Below are 16,685 nucleotides of genomic sequence, written 5' to 3' on the forward strand. Positions count from 1 at the left end.
GTTCGCCCAAACCCGTTGGACAAACGGTCCGCTCACTCGATCCGCAGCTGAGTCAACGGACCGTTCGCCCAACGCGGACGCTCAGGCGGCGAGTTCGGACTCGAAGTCCTGCCACTCCCCCACATCCATGACACGCGCGAGTTCTGCCGCATGTCGGCGGAATTCGGCGACCGGGGCGTCCACTTCGGCGGCGTAACCGGCGGGCTTGATCAGGTATTCGTCGTCGTGGTGGATCGGCACCGCCGTTCGAGCGCCGAGGATGCTCGCCGCCACCGCCGCCTGCCGCGGGGTCAGCGCCGCCGGGAACGGACTCGGCGGCTGGAGGGCGGGATCGTCCACCACCGGCCCGTTGATCGGCAGGAACACCGCGTCGAACGGGCCGCAACGCCGCGCGATGGCCCACCAGGCGCCGTGGAACAAGGTGTCCCCGCCGTGCAGGACGCGCTTGCCGCCCGCCTCAACGACCCAGCTCACCTGCGGGGAACCCAGCCCGTCGACGGCGGGCACGGCGGTGATCCGGAACGGGCCGAGCTCGCGGCGCTCCCACTCGCCCACCACGTCGGCGGCCAGTCCGCTCGCCGCCAGTTCCCGCTCGACCGGCCCGGTGAGCACGTCGTCGAACGCCGCCGGCCGGAACACCGGCGCGCCGGGCTTCAGCGCTCGTTCGAGCGCGGGCACCCCGGCGTGGTCGGGGTGCAGGTGCGTCACCAGCGCCGCGTCGACCGACCCGTCGGCGGGGACGGGCAGCTCCACCCGCGGATCGCGGATCCCGAACAGCTCGTTCGGGTGCTGGACCAGGTCCACCACGACGGTCGTGCCGTCCGCTTCGATTTCCAGGCCTGCCCAGGCCAAACGCCGGATGCGCATCACGTGCTCCTCGGTTCTCCGGTTGACCTGCCGAAATTTAGCGTCCGATCGTTCGCCAAGTCAATAGCGCACGATCGGACGCTAAACTGGCGGGCATGTCACCTCGACGCTCCGCCGCCGAAGCGCGCGCCACGCGAGCGCGGATCATCCACCGCGCCACCGAGATCGCCTCCGAGGAAGGACTCGAAGGCGTCACCATCGGCCGCCTGGCGGGCGAGCTGGAGATGAGCAAGTCCGGCGTGCTCGGGCACTTCGGAACCAAGGAAGCGCTCCAGGCCTCGACCCTGGACGACGCCTTCGCGAACTTCTGGCGCCGCGTCGTGGAAGCCGCCGAACAGCACCGGCCGGGCATGCCGCGGCTGCACGCGCTCTGCGAGAACTCGGTGACCTTCCTGGCCACCTTGGAACTGCCCGGCGGATGCCTGCTCACGGCGGCGTCGAGCGAATTCGACGGCCGCCCCGGCCTGGTGCGCGACGCCGTCGCCCAACGGTGGTCGTGGTGGCGCGGCCGGCTGCGCGACGAGCTCGCCGCGGCGGCGGACCACGGCGAACTGCCCGCGCACGTCGACGTCGACCAGGCCGTCTTCGAGATCATCGCGGTCGGTCTGGCCCTGAACCAAGCCCTGCAGCTCGACCACGACCCCCGGGCCGTCGACCGCGCGCACCGCGCCATCCACCGCATCCTCGAAGCAGCACCTGAGCAGGCACGCGCACCCCAGACCGCCCGAGATGAGTGAACGGACCCTTCGCCCAACGGGATTGGACCAACAGTCCGTTCACTCCACCCGCATCGCGCCGCTGCTGCGGTGAACGGCCCGTTCGCCCAACGAGACCGGGAGAACGGTTCCACTCACTCCGGCTGCGGCGGGCACTTCCCGATCAAAGTGAACGGACCGTTCGCCCAACAGGATGGGACGAACGGTCCGTTCACTCGGTGAGCTCCGCTCAGATCACGCGGGGGCGTCCGGCGAGCATGCCGACGATCGTCTGCGCCACCACGATGACCAGCGCCGCGATCAGCGAGACCGTCCAGGTCGCCGTCACGTCGTGCAGCATCCCGAACAGGAACGGGCCCGACGCGGCGATCAGGTAGCCGATGCTCTGCGCCATCGCGGAGAGCTGCCCGGTGTCGGCGGCGTTGCGGGTGCGCAGCGAGATCATCACCAGCGCCAGCGGGAACGCGCTCATGCCGATGCCGATCAGCACCGCCCACAGCACCGGCGCGGCCAGCGGCGCCAGCAGCAGTCCCAGCAGGCCGGCGAACATGAGCGCGCCCATCAGCAGCGCCCAGCCGGACTGGCCGCGGGTCCGCGTCACCAGCGGCGGCAGCACCATGTTGATCGGCACGCCGATCAGCAGCAGCACGCCCAGCAGCGCCCCGGCGGAGGTGGCGTCCATGCCCGCGCCCTTGAACACCTCCGGCAGCCAGCCCATCACCACGTAGGCGATGGTGGACTGCATCGCGAAGTAGAACGTGATCAGCCAGGCCAGCGGGTTGCGCATCAGCGACCGCCGCTCGCCCTTGACCTCGGTGACGGCCTTCGTGGTGGGCCGCTTGCGGGTGCCGGGGATCCAGACGCACAGCGCGGCGAGCGCCACGACCATCCACGTCGCCAGCGACCACCGCCAGTTGCCGGTCGCCGAGTTCAGCCACGGCGTGATCGCCGAACCGGTGGCACCGCCGGCGGCCATCGCCGTCGTGTAGAGACCGGTGGCCAGGCCGACGCGGCCGGGGAAGGACTCCTTCACCACCACCGGGATCAGCACGTTGCACATGGCGATCGCCGCGCACACCAGCACGGTGCCCGCCAGCAGCGTCCACGGGCCGCCGAGGACGCGGGCGATCATCGCGGCGGTCAGCAGCGCGAGCGAGCCGCCGACGACGCGGTTCATCCCCCACCGGCGAGCCAGCAGCGGCGCGCCGATGCCGGCGACGCCGAAGCACAGCGTCGGCACCGAGGTCACGATGCTGGCCCAGGTGCTGGTCGCGCCGAGCGAATCGCGCACTTCGCCGAGGATCGAGGCGAGGCTGGTGACGGCGGGGCGCATGTTCGCGGCGGCCAGCGCGACGCCCGCCAGCAGGAATCCGCCGCCTGCCAGCGCGCGGGAGCGGGACGGCGCCATCGTCTCCGCTGCGCCTTCGTTGACGAGAACTTCGGCTCTGGCCAGCGCGGAGGATTCGTCGGCCCGGGTGCCGGGCGTGGCCGAAGCCGCTGACCTGGCATCCTGGTCGGTCACACGGTCGGTGGGAACTCGATCGATCGGGGGCTGGGTGTGCGACTCAGGAGACATCGCCACCTAGTATGGCAAACATAGGATGTTTGGATGAAAGGACCCTTCAGTGCCTTTGGTCACCACCCAGCGCACGGGTCTGGTCGAACAGGTCATCGCGCAGATGCGCACGCTGGTGAGCTCCGGCGAATGGCCGCTCGGGGAGCGCATCCCCACCGAATCGGAGCTCGTCACCGCGCTCGGCGTCGGCCGCAACACGGTTCGGGAAGCCGTCCGGGCACTCGCGCACGCAGGACTGCTGGAGGTCCGCCAGGGCGACGGCACCTTCGTCCGCGCCACCAACGAGCTCTCCGGCGCGGTCCGGCGGCTCTGCGGCTCCGAGCTGCGCCGCATCCTGGAAGTGCGCCGCGCGCTGGAGGTCGAGTCCGCCCGGCTGGCCGCCGCGGCCCGCACCGATGAGGACGTCGCCGAGCTGGAAACGCTGCTCGCCGCCCGCGACGACGCGGTGGACCGCCTCGACCGCGAAGTGGTCGTGCACGAGGACACCCGGTTCCACCTGCGCCTGGTGGCCGCCTCGCACAACCCGCTGCTGATCGGGCTCTACGAAGGCATCAGCGAGGCCGTGCAGTCCAGCGTCGCCACGACCTTCGACCCCGCGTCGGTCACCCAGGTCTCGCACACCGAGCTGCTCAACGCCGTGCGCTCCGGCGACGCGGACCGCGCCGCGGCCGAAGCCGGCGGGTTCCTGGACGAATTGCTCGACGCGATCGACGTTCAGCCGGAGAAGCCGACCTCACCCGCCGAGTAGTCGGTCCCGAAGTCGAAGGTGCCCGAATCCGCCGCGGCGTCCCCGGCGATCGGGGCGAGCCAGGCCGCGGTGAGCACCCCGGAGGTCACGACCTCCCGGGATCGGCCCGCACCGGCTCGCTGCAACGCCACCGAGGGCGCGCCGAATCGGGTGATGACGATCTCCTCACCGGACTCCACGCGGTCCAGCAGCTCCGGCAGCCGCGCCTGCGCTTCTTCCACCGAGATCTCAGTCGCCATGCCGAGGATGTTACGCGGGTCACTCCCCCGCGTGCATCGCCGCAGGTCCGACCAGGGGAAGACCGCGCGGCGCCCCGCCATCGAGCAGCCGCAGCAGCGCGCCGGTGTCCAGGTGCCGTTCGACGAGGTCGCCGAGCAGGTCCAGCTGCCCCTCCCGCAGCGCCGCGAACGACACGTCCGGTGCCGCCGCGAAACCGTCCCGGCCCGCCTGGCGCGCTACGTGCGCGAGGAACCGGCGGCGGAACGCGTCGTTCTCGAACAGGCCGTGCCAGTGCGTGCCGGACGTGGCACCGCTGACCGCGCCCTCCGCGCCGAACTCGGTCGTGATCAGCGGGACCAGGTCGTCACCGGGCCGCACCGGCGTGCCGTGGTGGATCTCGTAGCCGGTGACCGCCTCGCCGAGCGCGGTGCCGCTCGGGGTGCGCAGCGTCTTCTTCGGCTCGAACTCGATCTCCAGGTCGAGCAGCCCGAGGCCGTCGACGGCACCGCCCCCGGACTCGACCTCGTCGGTGATCCGCCGGGACAGCATCTGGAAACCACCGCAGATCCCGAACACCGGCAGTCCCGCCCGCGCGTGCGCCAGCACCCCGTCGGCGAGCCCGGTCCGGTGCAGCCACGCCAAGTCCTCGACGGTCGCCTTGGAACCGGGCAGCACCACCAGGTCCGCGTCGGTCAGCCGGGACGGTTCGGTCACGAACCGCACGGCCACGCCCGGTTCCGCCGCCAGCGCCTCGATGTCGGTGGCGTTGGAGATGCGCGGCAGCTTCGGCACCGCGACCCGCAGCCACTGGTCGCCCAGCGGCGGCGCCGGATTGCCCACCACGCCGTCGGCGACGTACGACAACGAGTCCTCGGCGTCGAGCCACAGCTCCTCCGACCAGGGCAGCACGCCCTGCACGGGACGGCCGGTCAACGCCCGCACCTGCTCCAGGCCCGGTTCCAGCAGCGCCGGATCACCGCGGAACTTGTTGATCACGAACCCGGACACCAGCGCCTGATCGGCCGCGTCCAGCAGCGCCAACGTGCCGTAGAGCGCGGCGAACACGCCGCCCCGGTCGATGTCGCCGACCACCAGCACCGGCAGCCGCGCGGCCTGAGCGAGGCCCATGTTCGCGATGTCGGTCGCCCGCAGGTTGATCTCCGCGGGCGACCCGGCGCCCTCGCAGATCACCTGGTCGTAGTCGCCCCGCAATCCGTCCAAAGTGGACGACACGGTCTCCAGCAGAGCCGCTTTGCGCTCCCGGTAGGACAACGCGGTGACCTCACCGGCCACCTCGCCCAGCACCACGACCTGCGAACTGCGGTCCCCGCCGGGCTTGAGCAGCACCGGGTTGAACCGCACCGACGGCTCCAGCCCGCACGCCGCCGCCTGCACCGCCTGCGCCCGGCCGATCTCGCCGCCGTCCGGGCACACCACGGAGTTGTTCGACATGTTCTGCGCCTTGAACGGCGCCACCCGCACGCCCGAGCGCGCCAGCCAGCGGCAGATCCCGGCGACCAGGACGCTCTTGCCCGCGTCCGAGGTCGTCCCGGCGACCAGCAGCCCGCTCACGGCTGGGTGAGGATCTCGTTGCCGTCCTCGGTGATCAGGATGGTGTGCTCGAACTGCGCGGTCCACGACTTGTCCCGCGTGGTCACCGTCCAGCCGTCGCTCCACATGTCGTACTCGTGGGTGCCCAAGGTGATCATCGGCTCGATGGTGAACGTCATGCCCGGCTCCAGCACGGTCTGCACCGACGGCTCGTCGTAGTGCAGCACCACCAGCCCGGAGTGGAACGAGCGGCCGATGCCGTGCCCGGTGAAGTCCCGCACCACGCCGTAGCCGAAGCGCTTCGCGTAGGACTCGATGACCCGCCCGACCACGTTGAGCTGACGGCCCGGCTTCGCCGCCTTGATGCCGCGCATCGTCGCCTCGTGGGTGCGCTCCACCAGCAGCCGCACCTCCTCCGACGCCTCACCTGCGATGAAGGTGGCGTTGGTGTCGCCGTGCACGCCACCGATGAAGCCGGTGACGTCGACGTTGACGATGTCGCCGTCCTCGATCACCGTCGAGTCCGGGATGCCGTGGCAGATGACCTCGTTCAGCGAGGTGCAGCAGGACTTCGGGAAGTTCCGGTAGCCCAGCGTCGACGGGTACACGCCGTTGTCCACGAAGAACTGGTGCACGACCTCGTCGATGCGGTCGGTGGTGACACCGGGCTCGATGGTCTTGCCCGCGAGCTGCAGCGCCTGCGCCGCGAGCCTGCTCGCCACCCGCATCGCCTCGATGACCTCGGGCGGCTGCACGTCCGGGTCGGTGTTGCGGCGCGGAGCGGGCTTGTCGACGTATTCGGGCCGCTCGATCGTCACCGGCACCGGCCGGCGGGGCGTCTGGACTCCTGGCTGCAACGGTGCGCGTACGGGCATGCCCTTCACTCTAGAACGTGGGATCCGGGCTCGACCGCTCCCCGTCCCGCCGCGCCGCCCCCGGGGCGACGAGCCACCCGCACAGGCGACGAGCGGCGCGTTCCGGCTGGTCAGCTCGCTCAGGCGCCGGGCGAGGCGGTGGCGAGCCCTTCCTCTTCCGCCGCGGCCAGCAGCGCCTTGTCGTAGGAGACGTAGGCGTGCAACCCCTCGCGGATCTTGCACGCGGACGCGAGGTGGATCGCCTCCAGCGGGCTCACCTGCGACCGCAGGCCCGCCGCGGTGTCCAGCACGTCCTGCTTCACCGGCAACCGGTCCAGCTTCGACAGGATGATCGAGGCCAGGTCCTCGATGGCCGGGCCGAACTCGCGGAACGTGCGCAGCACGTCGACCTGCGAGACGGCGCTGGTGATGCGGGGCTGCTCCAGCCGGGCCTGCACCCATTCGCTGAGCGCCTTGCTCTCCGGCTCTGGGGCGATCAGCTTCACCAGCGCGGAGGAATCGAAGTAGATCAAAGCCGCTCCTGTTCACGTCGGTCGTCGCCCGGCGGCGTCCTGCCCGGTCCCGGTTCGTCCCAGGCCCGCGCGTCGAACTCACCGGTCTCCGGGGCGCCCGGTTCCGGCAGGTCGCCGCCGTCGCCGGGGATGAGTTCCCCGGCGGCGATCAATTCGTCGTAGAGCGAATGCGCGCGTGAAGGCGGGTTGAGGACCGCGACCGTCCGGCCGCGGTCCGTCACCAGGATCGACTCACCGGTCGCCACCCGCTTGAGGTAGCGGCTGGCGTTCTGCCGCAGTTCCCGGACCCCGATCCGCTCCATGAGCTACAACGTAGCACGTTGACTTCACGGCGTGTTCGACAAGAAGCTCTCCGCTACCTGCACGGCCGGCTTCGACTCGCCCGAGTCCTCCAGCAGCACCGCGAAGGCCAGGTCACCGCGGTAACCGACGAACCAGCCGTGCGAATGGGTGCCGTCCCCGAACTGCGCGGTGCCCGTCTTGCCCGCGACCTCACCCGCGCTCGCGGCCCCGGTGGCCGTCCCAGACAGCACGACCTCCCGCATCATCGGGCGCAGCTGCTCCAGCGTCTTCGGCGACAGCGGAGCCACCTGCGCGTCGGCCTTCGTCTCCGCGCCCTCGATCAGCTTCGGCGTGGGCATCGACCCGTTCGCCACCGTCGCCGAGGCCAGCGCCATCCCGAACGGGCTGGCCAGCACGGCGCCTTGCCCGAACCCGTTCGCCGCGCGACCCGTCGTGTTCTCCGCGCGCGGAGCCTGACCGGTGATCGTCGTGATGCCCGGCACCTCGAAGTCGACGCCGATGCCGAGCCGCCGGGCCATGTCGGTCAGCGCCTGCGCGGGCAGGTCCACCGCGAGCTGCGCGAACGTCGTGTTGCAGGACTTCGCGAAGGCGGTGCGCAACGGCACCACGCCCAGGTCGAAGTCCTTGTCGTTGGGGATCGTGCGACCGTCGAACACCTTGCTCTTCGGGCACTCCACCGGCGCGTCGATGCTGACCTTGCCCGATTCCAGCCCCGCAGCCGCGGTCGCGATCTTGAAGGTGGAGCCGGGCGGGAACTGGCCGCTCAGCGCGGGTGAACCCTGCGCGTCGGCCAAGTCGTTCTGGGCCACCGCGAGCACACCGCCCGTGGAAGGCTGCAACGCGACGATCATCGCCGCCTGCGGCACCGGCGCCACCGCCTGCTCCGCGGCCCGCTGCACGCGGTCGCTGAGCGTGGTGCGCACCTGCTCCACCGGCCGCGACGGCTCCTCCTGCAGGACCTCGACGGGCGCACCGCTCGCGTCGGCGGTCGCGACGCTCCACCCGGAGTTCGCCGCGATCTGCTCGTCGACCTGCTCGGACACCCCGTCCAGCACCTGCGCGGCGTACCCGCGCTCGGCGGTCACCAGCTTCGGCTGCGCCGGGAAGCGCACGCCCGGCAGGTCGTAGATCGCCGGACGCACCTGGTCGTAGTCGGCTTGGCGCAGCGAGACCACCACGTAGGGCTGGCCGGGCGGCGTGCGGCCGACACCGTCCAAGATCGTCTGCTGGGTGATCTCCGGGTCGACCGGCTTGAGGCCGTCCGCCAACCGCCCCGCGACGCCCGGCAGGTCTCCGGCCTGCTGCGGGTCGAGGCTGACCGTGACGATCTGCTCCGACCGCATCAGCTCGGCACCATCGCGGTCCAGCACCGGCTGGGGTTCCGGGCGCTGCTCGTTGAGCACCAGCCGCTGGTCCGGCCCCAGCTTCGGGTGCAGCACCGACGGCGCCCAGTGCACCTTCCAGCCGTCGTCGGACTCGGTGAGCTCGAACGCGCCCTGGTACCGCCAGGCGCGGCCATCGCCCAGATCCCAATCCGCGTCGAACGTGGCGCGGGCAGGGGCGCCGCCCTCGTCCTCGACGACGTTGGTCACGGTGAACCGCACCGCCTGCGGCGACAGGCCGTCGCGAGCTCCGTCGAGCGCCTGCCGGGCCTGCTGGGGAGCGTCGGTCCGGCCCGCGGCGCCCGCGCTGTCACCCGCGGCGAACGTGCTCAGGAACGAGGAGGCGACCTCCTGGGCGGAAGGACCGGACTCGAACACGCCGCAGCCCGAGACGGGGAGGGTCAGCGCCAGACCGGTTAACGCGGCGAGGGCCCGCGAACGCGAGCCCCGCTGGGGGAAGATCCGTGAGGAACGCACCCCGCGAAGTATGCCGAAGTCGACCAAGGCTTCCGAGCGCCCACCCGGTTGGTCCTGTGCCCGGGGCTTTCGGAGGTTCGTCCGACTCGGCGCCTCAGAACAGGACGGTGCTGAACGTGCCGGCCTGCTGGAAGCCGACCTTGCCGTAGGCGACCCTGGCCGCGATGTTGAAGCCGTTCACGTACAGGCTCGCGGCCCGCCCCAGACCGCGGACCAGGTGGTCGGCGACGGCGGCCGTGCCTGCCGTGCCCAACCCGGAGCTGCGCTTGTCCGGGTGCACCCAGACGCCCTGGATCTGCCCGACGGCCTGCGACATCGCGCCGATCTCCGCCTTGAACACGACCTCGCCGTGCTCGAAGCGGGCGAACGCCCGTCCCGCCGCGATCAGCTCCGCCACCCGAGCGCGGTATCCGGCGGCACCGCCGTCGCGGGACGGGTCGACGCCGACCTCCTCGGTGAACATGGCGACCGCCGCGGGCAGGTAGCGGTCCAGCTCCTCCGGGCGGACCTGGCGGACCAGCGGGTCAGGGCGCACGGCGGGATCACCGGACAGGACCATTAGCGGCTGCTGCTCGCGCACTTCGCGCGCGGGACCCCACTGGGCGGCGAGCTCGTCCCACAGCGCCAGCACCTGCTCGGCCGGGCCGACCAGCGAGGAGCACACCCTGCGACGGCGCAACACCCGATCGGCGAACGCCCGCATCGCGTCCGGTCCCCCGGACAGCGGAATGAGGTTGACGCCGGAGAAGCAGAGCCCGTCGAGCCTGCTGCCGTAACCCCAGACCTCGCCGCCGAGCCTGCTCGGCCGAAGCCCGGCGGGTTCCACCCTGGACGCCACCATGCAGGCCGCGACCGGGTCCCTGGCCAGCGCCGCGCGGACCTGGACCGCGTCCCGATCCTCCAGCAGGCGGGCACCGACGAGCTTCAGCACGGGTAAAGACTGCCAGACCGAACGGCCCACGGGCTCCCCTGCCCGACGTACCCGGCGCACACCCACCGGGTATCACCCGAACGGCGTAGCGACGGAGGTGGCGCCACGATCAGCCACGACCGCCGCGAACGCGGACCGCCCGCCGGAACCGGGCTCCGGCGGGCGGGATCGATGATCAGCCGACGGTGACGACGGGGCTGCCGTCGCCCTGCTCCTCGGCGCCCTCCATGGACTCCGCGATGCGCATGGCCTCTTCGATCAGGGTTTCCACGATCTTGGCCTCGGGCACGGTCTTGATGACCTCGCCCTTGACGAAGATCTGCCCCTTGCCGTTGCCGGAGGCGACGCCGAGGTCGGCCTCGCGGGCCTCGCCCGGGCCGTTCACGACGCAGCCCATGACTGCGACGCGCAGCGGCACCTCCATGCCCTCCAGACCGGCGGTGACCTCCTCGGCCAGCGTGTAGACGTCGACCTGGGCACGACCGCAGGACGGGCAGGAGACGATCTCCAGCTTGCGGGGGCGCAGGTTCAGCGACTGCAGGATCTGGGTGCCGACCTTGATCTCCTCGACCGGCGGCGCCGACAGCGAGACGCGGATCGTGTCCCCGATGCCCTGGCGCAGCAGCGAGCCGAACGCCACCGCGGACTTGATCGTGCCCTGGAACGCGGGACCGGCCTCGGTCACGCCCAGGTGCAGCGGGTAGTCGCACTGCTCGGCGAGGATCTCGTAGGCCCGCACCATCACGACCGGGTCGTTGTGCTTGACCGAGATCTTGATGTCGTGGAAGTCGTGCTCGGCGAACAGGCCCGCCTCCCACAGCGCCGACTCGGCCAGCGCCTCCGGCACCGCCTTGCCGTACTTCTTCATCAGCCTCGGGTCCAGCGAACCGGCGTTGACGCCGATCCGGATCGGCGTGCCGTGGTCCTTCGCGGCGTGCGCGATCTCCTTGACCTGGTCGTCGAACTTGCGGATGTTGCCGGGGTTGACCCGCACCGCCGCGCAGCCCGCCTCGATGGCGGCGAAGACGTACTTCGGCTGGAAGTGGATGTCGGCGATCACCGGGATCTTCGACTTCTGCGCGATCGCGGGCAGCGCGTCGGCGTCATCGGCGCTGGGACAGGCCACGCGCACGATGTCGCAGCCGGAGGCGGTGAGCTCCGCGATCTGCTGCAGCGTGCCGTTGATGTCGGCGGTGTTGGTGGTGGTCATGCTCTGCACGGAGATCGGGTGGTCGCTGCCCACTCCGACCGGACCGACCTGCAACTGCCGGGTCTTGCGCCGTTCGCCCAGTGTCGGGGCGGGTGCTGCGGGCATCCCCAGATCGACGGTCATCGATTCCTCTCCACCTTTGCGCTGCGCGGATGCGCTGATGAGTGACGGCGGGGCGAGGTGATTCCTACCGCACCCCGGCGGACGGGACGGCTCAGCGACGAGCGTGCCGACACCGCTCCGGGAAACCCCTCGGAGGGATCTCCGAGCGTCCGGCGCGTGCCGTTCCGGGCCCCACGATACCGATAGCCACTCACCCGGTCAGGCAAGGTTCTCCCTCCAGTGATCACTGACCGTGATCATCGGTGGGCACCAGCGCGCCCCGCTCCTGTGTTCACCGACATTTCACGCTGAGGCCGGACCTCGCAACGACGAGCGGTGTTCGAACCCACCGGAACCGGCCACCGCCCGGCGCGACTAGAGCAGCGTCACCGGGTTGACGACGTCGGCGACCAGCACCAGCAGCGAATACGCGATGAAGATCAACGTGACGCCGTACGCCAGCGGCATCAGGCGAGCCGTGTCGAACGGACCCGGATCCGGCCTGCGCACCAGCTTCGCGATGCCCCGGCGCAAGGACTCCCACAGCGCACCGGCGATGTGCCCGCCGTCCAGCGGCAGGATCGGCAGCATGTTCATCACGAACAGCGAGAGGTTCACCGCCGCCAGCAGGTTCAGCATCGTGATCAGCCGCGCGCCCACGGACACCTCGTCCATGGACAGCACCTCACCGCCGATGCGGCTGGCGCCCACGATGCCCACCGGCGAATCGTCGGACCGCTCCTGACCACCGATGGCCGAGATCAGGTCCGGCACCCGCTGCGGTAGCTCGACGATCTTCTGCGCCGTCAGGCTGACGAACCCGCCGATCGTGTGGGCCACCCCGGCGACGTCCTGGCGGACCAGCACCGAGCTGGGCGAGAGCCCGAGGAACCCGACGACCTCGGTCTTGTCCGGCTCCTGCAGCGACGGGCGCTTGTCCTGGATCAGGTCGGCGTTCAGGGTCAGGCGCTCGTCGCCGCGCTCCACCACGACCGGCACCGCCCCGGACGACCCGCGGATGGCCAGCTGCAGGTCCGTCCACGAGGAGTACGGCTTGCCGTTGAACTCGACGATCTTGTCGCCGGGCTGGAAACCAGCGGCGGCGGCGGGGGACTTCGGAGCACCGGCCGGGCAGTTCGCGGTGTCCTTCGCGTCCGCGGACACGACGCACTCGCTGACCGACGCCACCGTCGTGGTCGGCTGCGGAGTGCCGTAGCCCATCAGGATCCCGGCGAAGATGAGCACCGCGAGGATCAGGTTCATGAACGGCCCCGCAGCCATCACGATGATCCGCTTCCACGGTTTGCGCTGGTAGAACTGCCGATGCGCGTCCTCCGGCGTGACCTCTTCGGCCGCCGCCTCCCGCGCGTCCTCGATCATCACGCGCCACGGCGCCGAGGAGGCGGTGCGCCCGTACTCCTCGTCCCGCTTCGGCGGGAACATGCCGATCATCCGGATGAAGCCGCCGAACGGAATCAGCTTCACGCCGTACTCGGTCTCGCTGGTCTTGCGCGACCACACGGTGCGGCCGAAACCGACCATGTACTGGGTGACCTTGACCCCGAACATCTTCGCGGTGAGCAGGTGACCGAGTTCATGCCAGGCGATGGACAGCAGCAGGCCCACGAAGAACAGGACGATGCCGACGATGACCAGCATCACTGCCCCTTCCCGGCCGCCACGAGCTCGCGGGATTTCACTCGCGCCCACTCCTCTGCTGCGAAGACCTCATCGACGCTCTGCGGCTCACCGCGCCACTGGTCGGCCGCGGCGAGCGTTCGCTCCACAGTCTGCACGATGTCGGTGAAGCCGCTGTTGCCTTCGACGAAGGCGGCCAGCGCTTCCTCGTTCGCCGCGTTGAAGATCGCGGGCAGGCAGCCGCCGGTGGAACCGGCGTGACGGGCCAGCGACACCGCAGGGAACGCCTCGTCGTCGAGCGGTTCGAACGTCCACGAGGACGCCTCGGAGAACGACAGCGGCGGCGCGGCCTTCGCGATCCGGTGCGGCCAGTCCAGCCCCAGCGCGATCGGCAACCGCATGTTCGGCGGGCTGGCCTGCGCCAACGTGGAGCCGTCCACGAACGTGACCATCGAGTGCACGATCGACTGCGGGTGCACCACGACGTCGATGCGGTCGTAGTCCACGTCGAACAGCAACCGCGCCTCGATCAGCTCCAGGCCCTTGTTCACCAGCGTGGCCGAGTTGATCGTGACGACCGTGCCCATCGCCCACGTCGGGTGTTTGAGCGCCTCCTGCAGCGTCACGCCCTCCAGCTCGTGGCGCTTGCGACCGCGGAACGGGCCACCGGAGGCGGTCAGCACCAACCGGTCCACCTCGTCGGCCTTGCCGCCCGCCAGGCACTGCGCCAGCGCGGAATGCTCGGAGTCCACCGGCACGATCTGGCCAGGCTTCGCCGCCCGCAGCACCAGCGAACCGCCCGCGACCAGCGATTCCTTGTTCGCCAGCGCCAGCGTCGCGCCCGACTCCAGCGCGGCCAGCGTCGGCTTGAGCCCGCGCGATCCGTCGACGGCGTTGAGCACCACGTCGGCGGGCGTGCGCTGCACCAGCTCCGTCGTCGCCTCCGGTCCCGCCAGCAGCTTCGGCAGCCGGAAGTCCCCGGTGGAGTAGCCGAGCCGCTGCGCCTCCGCGTACAGCGCGAGCTGCACGTCCTCGGCCGCGGTGCCCTTGGCCACGGCCACCGCTTCGACTCCGAACTCCAAGGCCTGCGCGGCCAGCGCGGCCGGGTCGCTGCCGCCGGCGGCGAGGCCCGCGACGCGGAACCGGCCGGGGTTGTTCCGGATGACGTCCAGCGCCTGGGTCCCGATCGAACCGGTCGAACCGAGGATCAGCACGCTGCGCGGCGTCCCGCGTGCGGAGTCGTGCTCGGCGGCGGCACCTGCCGGGCCACCGGTTCCGGAGACGGGGGATTCGGGGCGCGCGCTCGAAGCGGGGGTCGCGGTGTCCATCACCGCCATTGTCCCCGAAGCAGGCGATCACCGGTCGCTCGCGGTGCGCGAAGACGAGATTGCCGTCACGATCGGGGGGTAAGCCCCGAGCACCGGACGCCTGGACCACCGGCCCGCACCGATGGCTCAGCGTTTCATCGACCAGGCAGGAAGGGGTAGCGCCATGGGCATCATCGGATGGATCGTTCTCGGTCTCATCGTGGGCGCCATCGCCAAGTTGATCATGCCGGGCAAGGATCCGGGCGGGATTCTCGTCACCTTGCTGCTGGGTGTGGTCGGGGCTTTCGTCGGCGGCCTGATCGGGAACTGGGTCTTCCACGTCGGATTGGGCAGTTTCTGGTCGTGGCGCACGTGGTTGCTGGCCATCGTCGGCGCGATCATCGTGCTGGGCATCTACCGGCTGATCGTCGGCAGGACCAGCAAGGCCGCCAAAGGGGGCTGACACGCCCCAGGTCCACTCCCAGGAAGCCGCGGAACGGGTCATCCCGTTCCGCGGCTTCGTTTCCGCGGCAGGCGTGCCCAGGTGGTCACCAGGCACCCGGTCGGCGGTCCCGCGTATGCGAAGATGGGCTACGCGTGGCTCGTGCCGCGCCTAGGAGCAGGTTCAACCGCCCCGGTGGCTGGTTGTGGCGCAGGAGGGTACGTGGCGAGCACGGAGCTGGAGACCAAGCCCGGTCAGGCCATCGACCCGGCAGACGAGCCGTCGGTCGACTGGGGCTGGCACGGCGGGTTCCCCAAGGGCACCCAGATCGCTGGCTGGTTCACCGTGTTCGCGCTGCTGATCATGCTGGTGGGCAACCACCACGGCATCCTCAGCGGCGGCGACACCTTCAAGACCGAGGACATCTGGCTCATCGGCCTCGCCGCGGCCGTCGCGATCGGACTGCTGGCGGACCTCCGCCGCCGTCGACGCTGACGGACGCCCCCGTCGTCACCCGGGAACTTGCCACGGTTAGGACGAACGGGTGGCGCCCATCCTCCTCCCGGCCGAGCCGACCACGACCCGACCTGCAGCGATGATCATTCATTGTTCGGAGGTCGCTCGATCGGGTTTGCCCCAGGAGGTCTACGTTTCGCTTCGTGGGCCATTCCCCGGAGCCGCAACTGCACCGGCGGGTCTTGGCGCGCCTGGGGGCGGCGACGGATGAACTCGCCGGGCTGCTCGGCGCTCGGGGCCGCGACCGGATACCGCACGAGTTCCTGGCCGCTCCCGCGCGGATCGACGCGCGAGCGCTGTGCCGGGAGCTGGACGGGATCAGCGCCGTCCGCGCGCTGCGGTTGCCCAGTTCCTTCCTCGACGAGCTGAGCGGAGCGCCCGCCCCCGAGCGGTTGCCCGCGCTGCTCCGGGAGATCGACCGGCTCGACCGGCTGCGGGAGCTGCGGCTCCCACCGGACGCCTTCGACGACGTACCGCTGGAGACCGTCGACTGCTGGCGGCACCGCGCGCTCGCCGAGTGGCCCGTCTCGCCAGGCGAACGGTTGTCGCTGCTGGCCGCGCTGTGCTGGTGCAGGCAGGCGGAACTCACCCACGAAGTCCTCGGCGTCCTGTTCGCGCTGGTGGACGAGTTGCACGCGCGCGTCGCCGAACGCCTGCGCCAGACCGGCCGACCGGCGCGCATCGCGGGCCCGTCCGGCGGACTCGCGCAGTGGGAGTGGTGGCCGGTGCCCGACGAGGGCCTGGGAGCGCTGCTGCGCGGCGCGGACGAGCAGCACAGCCGCGCCCGAGCGGGCCGGGCCGCGCTGCACGTCGCCTACACCTCGGACTACCGGCAGCTGCTGTCGGCGATGCTGCAGGTGCTGGAGTTCCGCAGCGCCGCACCCGAGTCCTGGCCGTTGCTGGCCGCGCTGGGCGAACTGCTCGGCGAGACGACGCGCGCGTGGGGCACCGAGCGCTTCTACCCGCCGGAGGCGGACGTCCCGGTGCGCGGCGTGGTGCCCTCCGCCTGGCTGAGCGTGGTCGTCGACCGGCACGGGCGGGTGGACCGCTCGGCCTACGAGCTCTGCGTGCTGATCCGGCTGCGGGAGGCCGTCCGGGACGGCGAGGTCACCGTGCCGGGTTCCGCGGATCCCCGCGTCGGCGTCGGCGACGTCGGCGAGTGCATCACCTGGCCGCCGGACGCCCCGGAACGGATCATCGCGTCCGGAGCCCCACCCGGCTGAATCCGCCGAGCTCCGGCGTCCCATGACGTGGTGTCTCCTTGCGCTCACTCGGCGTGCACCAATAGGAAGGCGTCGCGCAGTGGTCTTCGC

Annotated in this window: 17 protein-coding genes; 5 read left to right on the forward strand and 12 right to left on the reverse strand. The window is 71.0% G+C overall.

What is annotated here, in order from left to right; all coding sequences use genetic code 11:
- Positions 1-81 precede the first annotated feature (81 nt).
- The gene (locus ACWD38_RS18260) at positions 82-867 is read right to left on the reverse strand and encodes an MBL fold metallo-hydrolase (RefSeq protein ID WP_184481651.1); all 786 of its coding nucleotides are present in this window, start codon (positions 865-867) and stop codon (positions 82-84) included.
- Positions 868-962: 95 nt separating this feature from the next.
- On the opposite strand from ACWD38_RS18260, the gene ACWD38_RS18265 reads away from it, so the two are divergent.
- A complete protein-coding gene (locus tag ACWD38_RS18265; RefSeq protein ID WP_184481653.1) occupies positions 963-1,604 on the forward strand; it encodes a TetR/AcrR family transcriptional regulator in 642 nt (213 codons plus the stop codon).
- Positions 1,605-1,812: 208 nt separating this feature from the next.
- Here ACWD38_RS18265 and ACWD38_RS18270 read toward each other — a convergent pair whose 3' ends face one another.
- Complete coding sequence (locus tag ACWD38_RS18270) at positions 1,813-3,105, reverse strand: CynX/NimT family MFS transporter (RefSeq protein WP_450124512.1); 1,293 nt, start codon at positions 3,103-3,105, stop codon at positions 1,813-1,815.
- Positions 3,106-3,208: 103 nt separating this feature from the next.
- Between ACWD38_RS18270 and ACWD38_RS18275 the strand changes: the two genes are divergently transcribed.
- Entirely contained in the window at positions 3,209-3,907 is a 699-nt protein-coding gene (locus ACWD38_RS18275; protein ID WP_184481657.1) for an FCD domain-containing protein, read from the forward strand.
- Here the strand turns inward: ACWD38_RS18275 and ACWD38_RS18280 are convergent.
- The 10 genes from ACWD38_RS18280 to dxr all read right to left on the reverse strand — a co-directional run bounded on the left by ACWD38_RS18280 (position 3,874) and on the right by dxr (position 14,435).
- Positions 3,874-4,146 (reverse strand): type II toxin-antitoxin system Phd/YefM family antitoxin, encoded by a 273-nt coding sequence (locus ACWD38_RS18280; protein ID WP_184481659.1) that lies wholly within the window; start codon positions 4,144-4,146, stop codon positions 3,874-3,876. The two genes, ACWD38_RS18275 and ACWD38_RS18280, sit on opposite strands and share 34 nt — an antisense overlap.
- Positions 4,147-4,165: 19 nt before the next feature.
- Positions 4,166-5,698: a cobyric acid synthase gene (locus ACWD38_RS18285; protein WP_184481661.1), complete on the reverse strand. Its 1,533-nt coding sequence runs from the start codon at positions 5,696-5,698 to the stop codon at positions 4,166-4,168.
- Complete coding sequence (map, locus tag ACWD38_RS18290) at positions 5,695-6,552, reverse strand: type I methionyl aminopeptidase (RefSeq protein WP_184481663.1); 858 nt, start codon at positions 6,550-6,552, stop codon at positions 5,695-5,697. Before map ends, ACWD38_RS18285 begins: the two co-directional genes overlap by 4 nt.
- Before the next feature lie 119 nt (positions 6,553-6,671).
- Positions 6,672-7,064 (reverse strand): type II toxin-antitoxin system VapC family toxin, encoded by a 393-nt coding sequence (locus ACWD38_RS18295; RefSeq protein WP_184481665.1) that lies wholly within the window; start codon positions 7,062-7,064, stop codon positions 6,672-6,674.
- Entirely contained in the window at positions 7,061-7,366 is a 306-nt protein-coding gene (locus ACWD38_RS18300; RefSeq protein ID WP_450124513.1) for a type II toxin-antitoxin system Phd/YefM family antitoxin, read from the reverse strand. The genes ACWD38_RS18295 and ACWD38_RS18300 overlap by 4 nt, the downstream gene beginning before the upstream one ends.
- A gap of 24 nt (positions 7,367-7,390) precedes the next feature.
- Positions 7,391-9,226, reverse strand: a complete 1,836-nt coding sequence (locus tag ACWD38_RS18305) for a penicillin-binding transpeptidase domain-containing protein (protein WP_450124514.1) — start codon at positions 9,224-9,226, stop codon at positions 7,391-7,393.
- A gap of 94 nt (positions 9,227-9,320) precedes the next feature.
- Complete coding sequence (locus ACWD38_RS18310; protein WP_184481669.1) at positions 9,321-10,157, reverse strand: GNAT family N-acetyltransferase; 837 nt, start codon at positions 10,155-10,157, stop codon at positions 9,321-9,323.
- Between the two features lie 175 nt (positions 10,158-10,332).
- Positions 10,333-11,490: a flavodoxin-dependent (E)-4-hydroxy-3-methylbut-2-enyl-diphosphate synthase gene (ispG, locus tag ACWD38_RS18315; RefSeq protein ID WP_184481671.1), complete on the reverse strand. Its 1,158-nt coding sequence runs from the start codon at positions 11,488-11,490 to the stop codon at positions 10,333-10,335.
- A gap of 354 nt (positions 11,491-11,844) precedes the next feature.
- Complete coding sequence (locus ACWD38_RS18320) at positions 11,845-13,128, reverse strand: M50 family metallopeptidase (protein ID WP_184481673.1); 1,284 nt, start codon at positions 13,126-13,128, stop codon at positions 11,845-11,847.
- Positions 13,128-14,435, reverse strand: a complete 1,308-nt coding sequence (gene dxr, locus ACWD38_RS18325) for a 1-deoxy-D-xylulose-5-phosphate reductoisomerase (RefSeq protein WP_184481675.1) — start codon at positions 14,433-14,435, stop codon at positions 13,128-13,130. The genes ACWD38_RS18320 and dxr overlap by 1 nt, the downstream gene beginning before the upstream one ends.
- 163 nt (positions 14,436-14,598) lie before the next feature.
- On the opposite strand from dxr, the gene ACWD38_RS18330 reads away from it, so the two are divergent.
- The 3 genes from ACWD38_RS18330 (at position 14,599) to ACWD38_RS18340 (ending at position 16,595) form a co-directional block, all read left to right on the forward strand.
- Positions 14,599-14,877: a GlsB/YeaQ/YmgE family stress response membrane protein gene (locus ACWD38_RS18330; RefSeq protein WP_184481677.1), complete on the forward strand. Its 279-nt coding sequence runs from the start codon at positions 14,599-14,601 to the stop codon at positions 14,875-14,877.
- A 201-nt stretch (positions 14,878-15,078) separates the two neighbouring features.
- Positions 15,079-15,351, forward strand: coding sequence for a DUF2631 domain-containing protein (locus ACWD38_RS18335; RefSeq protein ID WP_184481679.1), 273 nt, complete (start codon positions 15,079-15,081; stop codon positions 15,349-15,351).
- A gap of 164 nt (positions 15,352-15,515) precedes the next feature.
- Positions 15,516-16,595 (forward strand): hypothetical protein, encoded by a 1,080-nt coding sequence (locus ACWD38_RS18340; protein WP_184481681.1) that lies wholly within the window; start codon positions 15,516-15,518, stop codon positions 16,593-16,595.
- Positions 16,596-16,685 lie beyond the last annotated feature (90 nt).

It is taken from the genome of Saccharopolyspora sp. NPDC002578 (assembly GCF_053592695.1).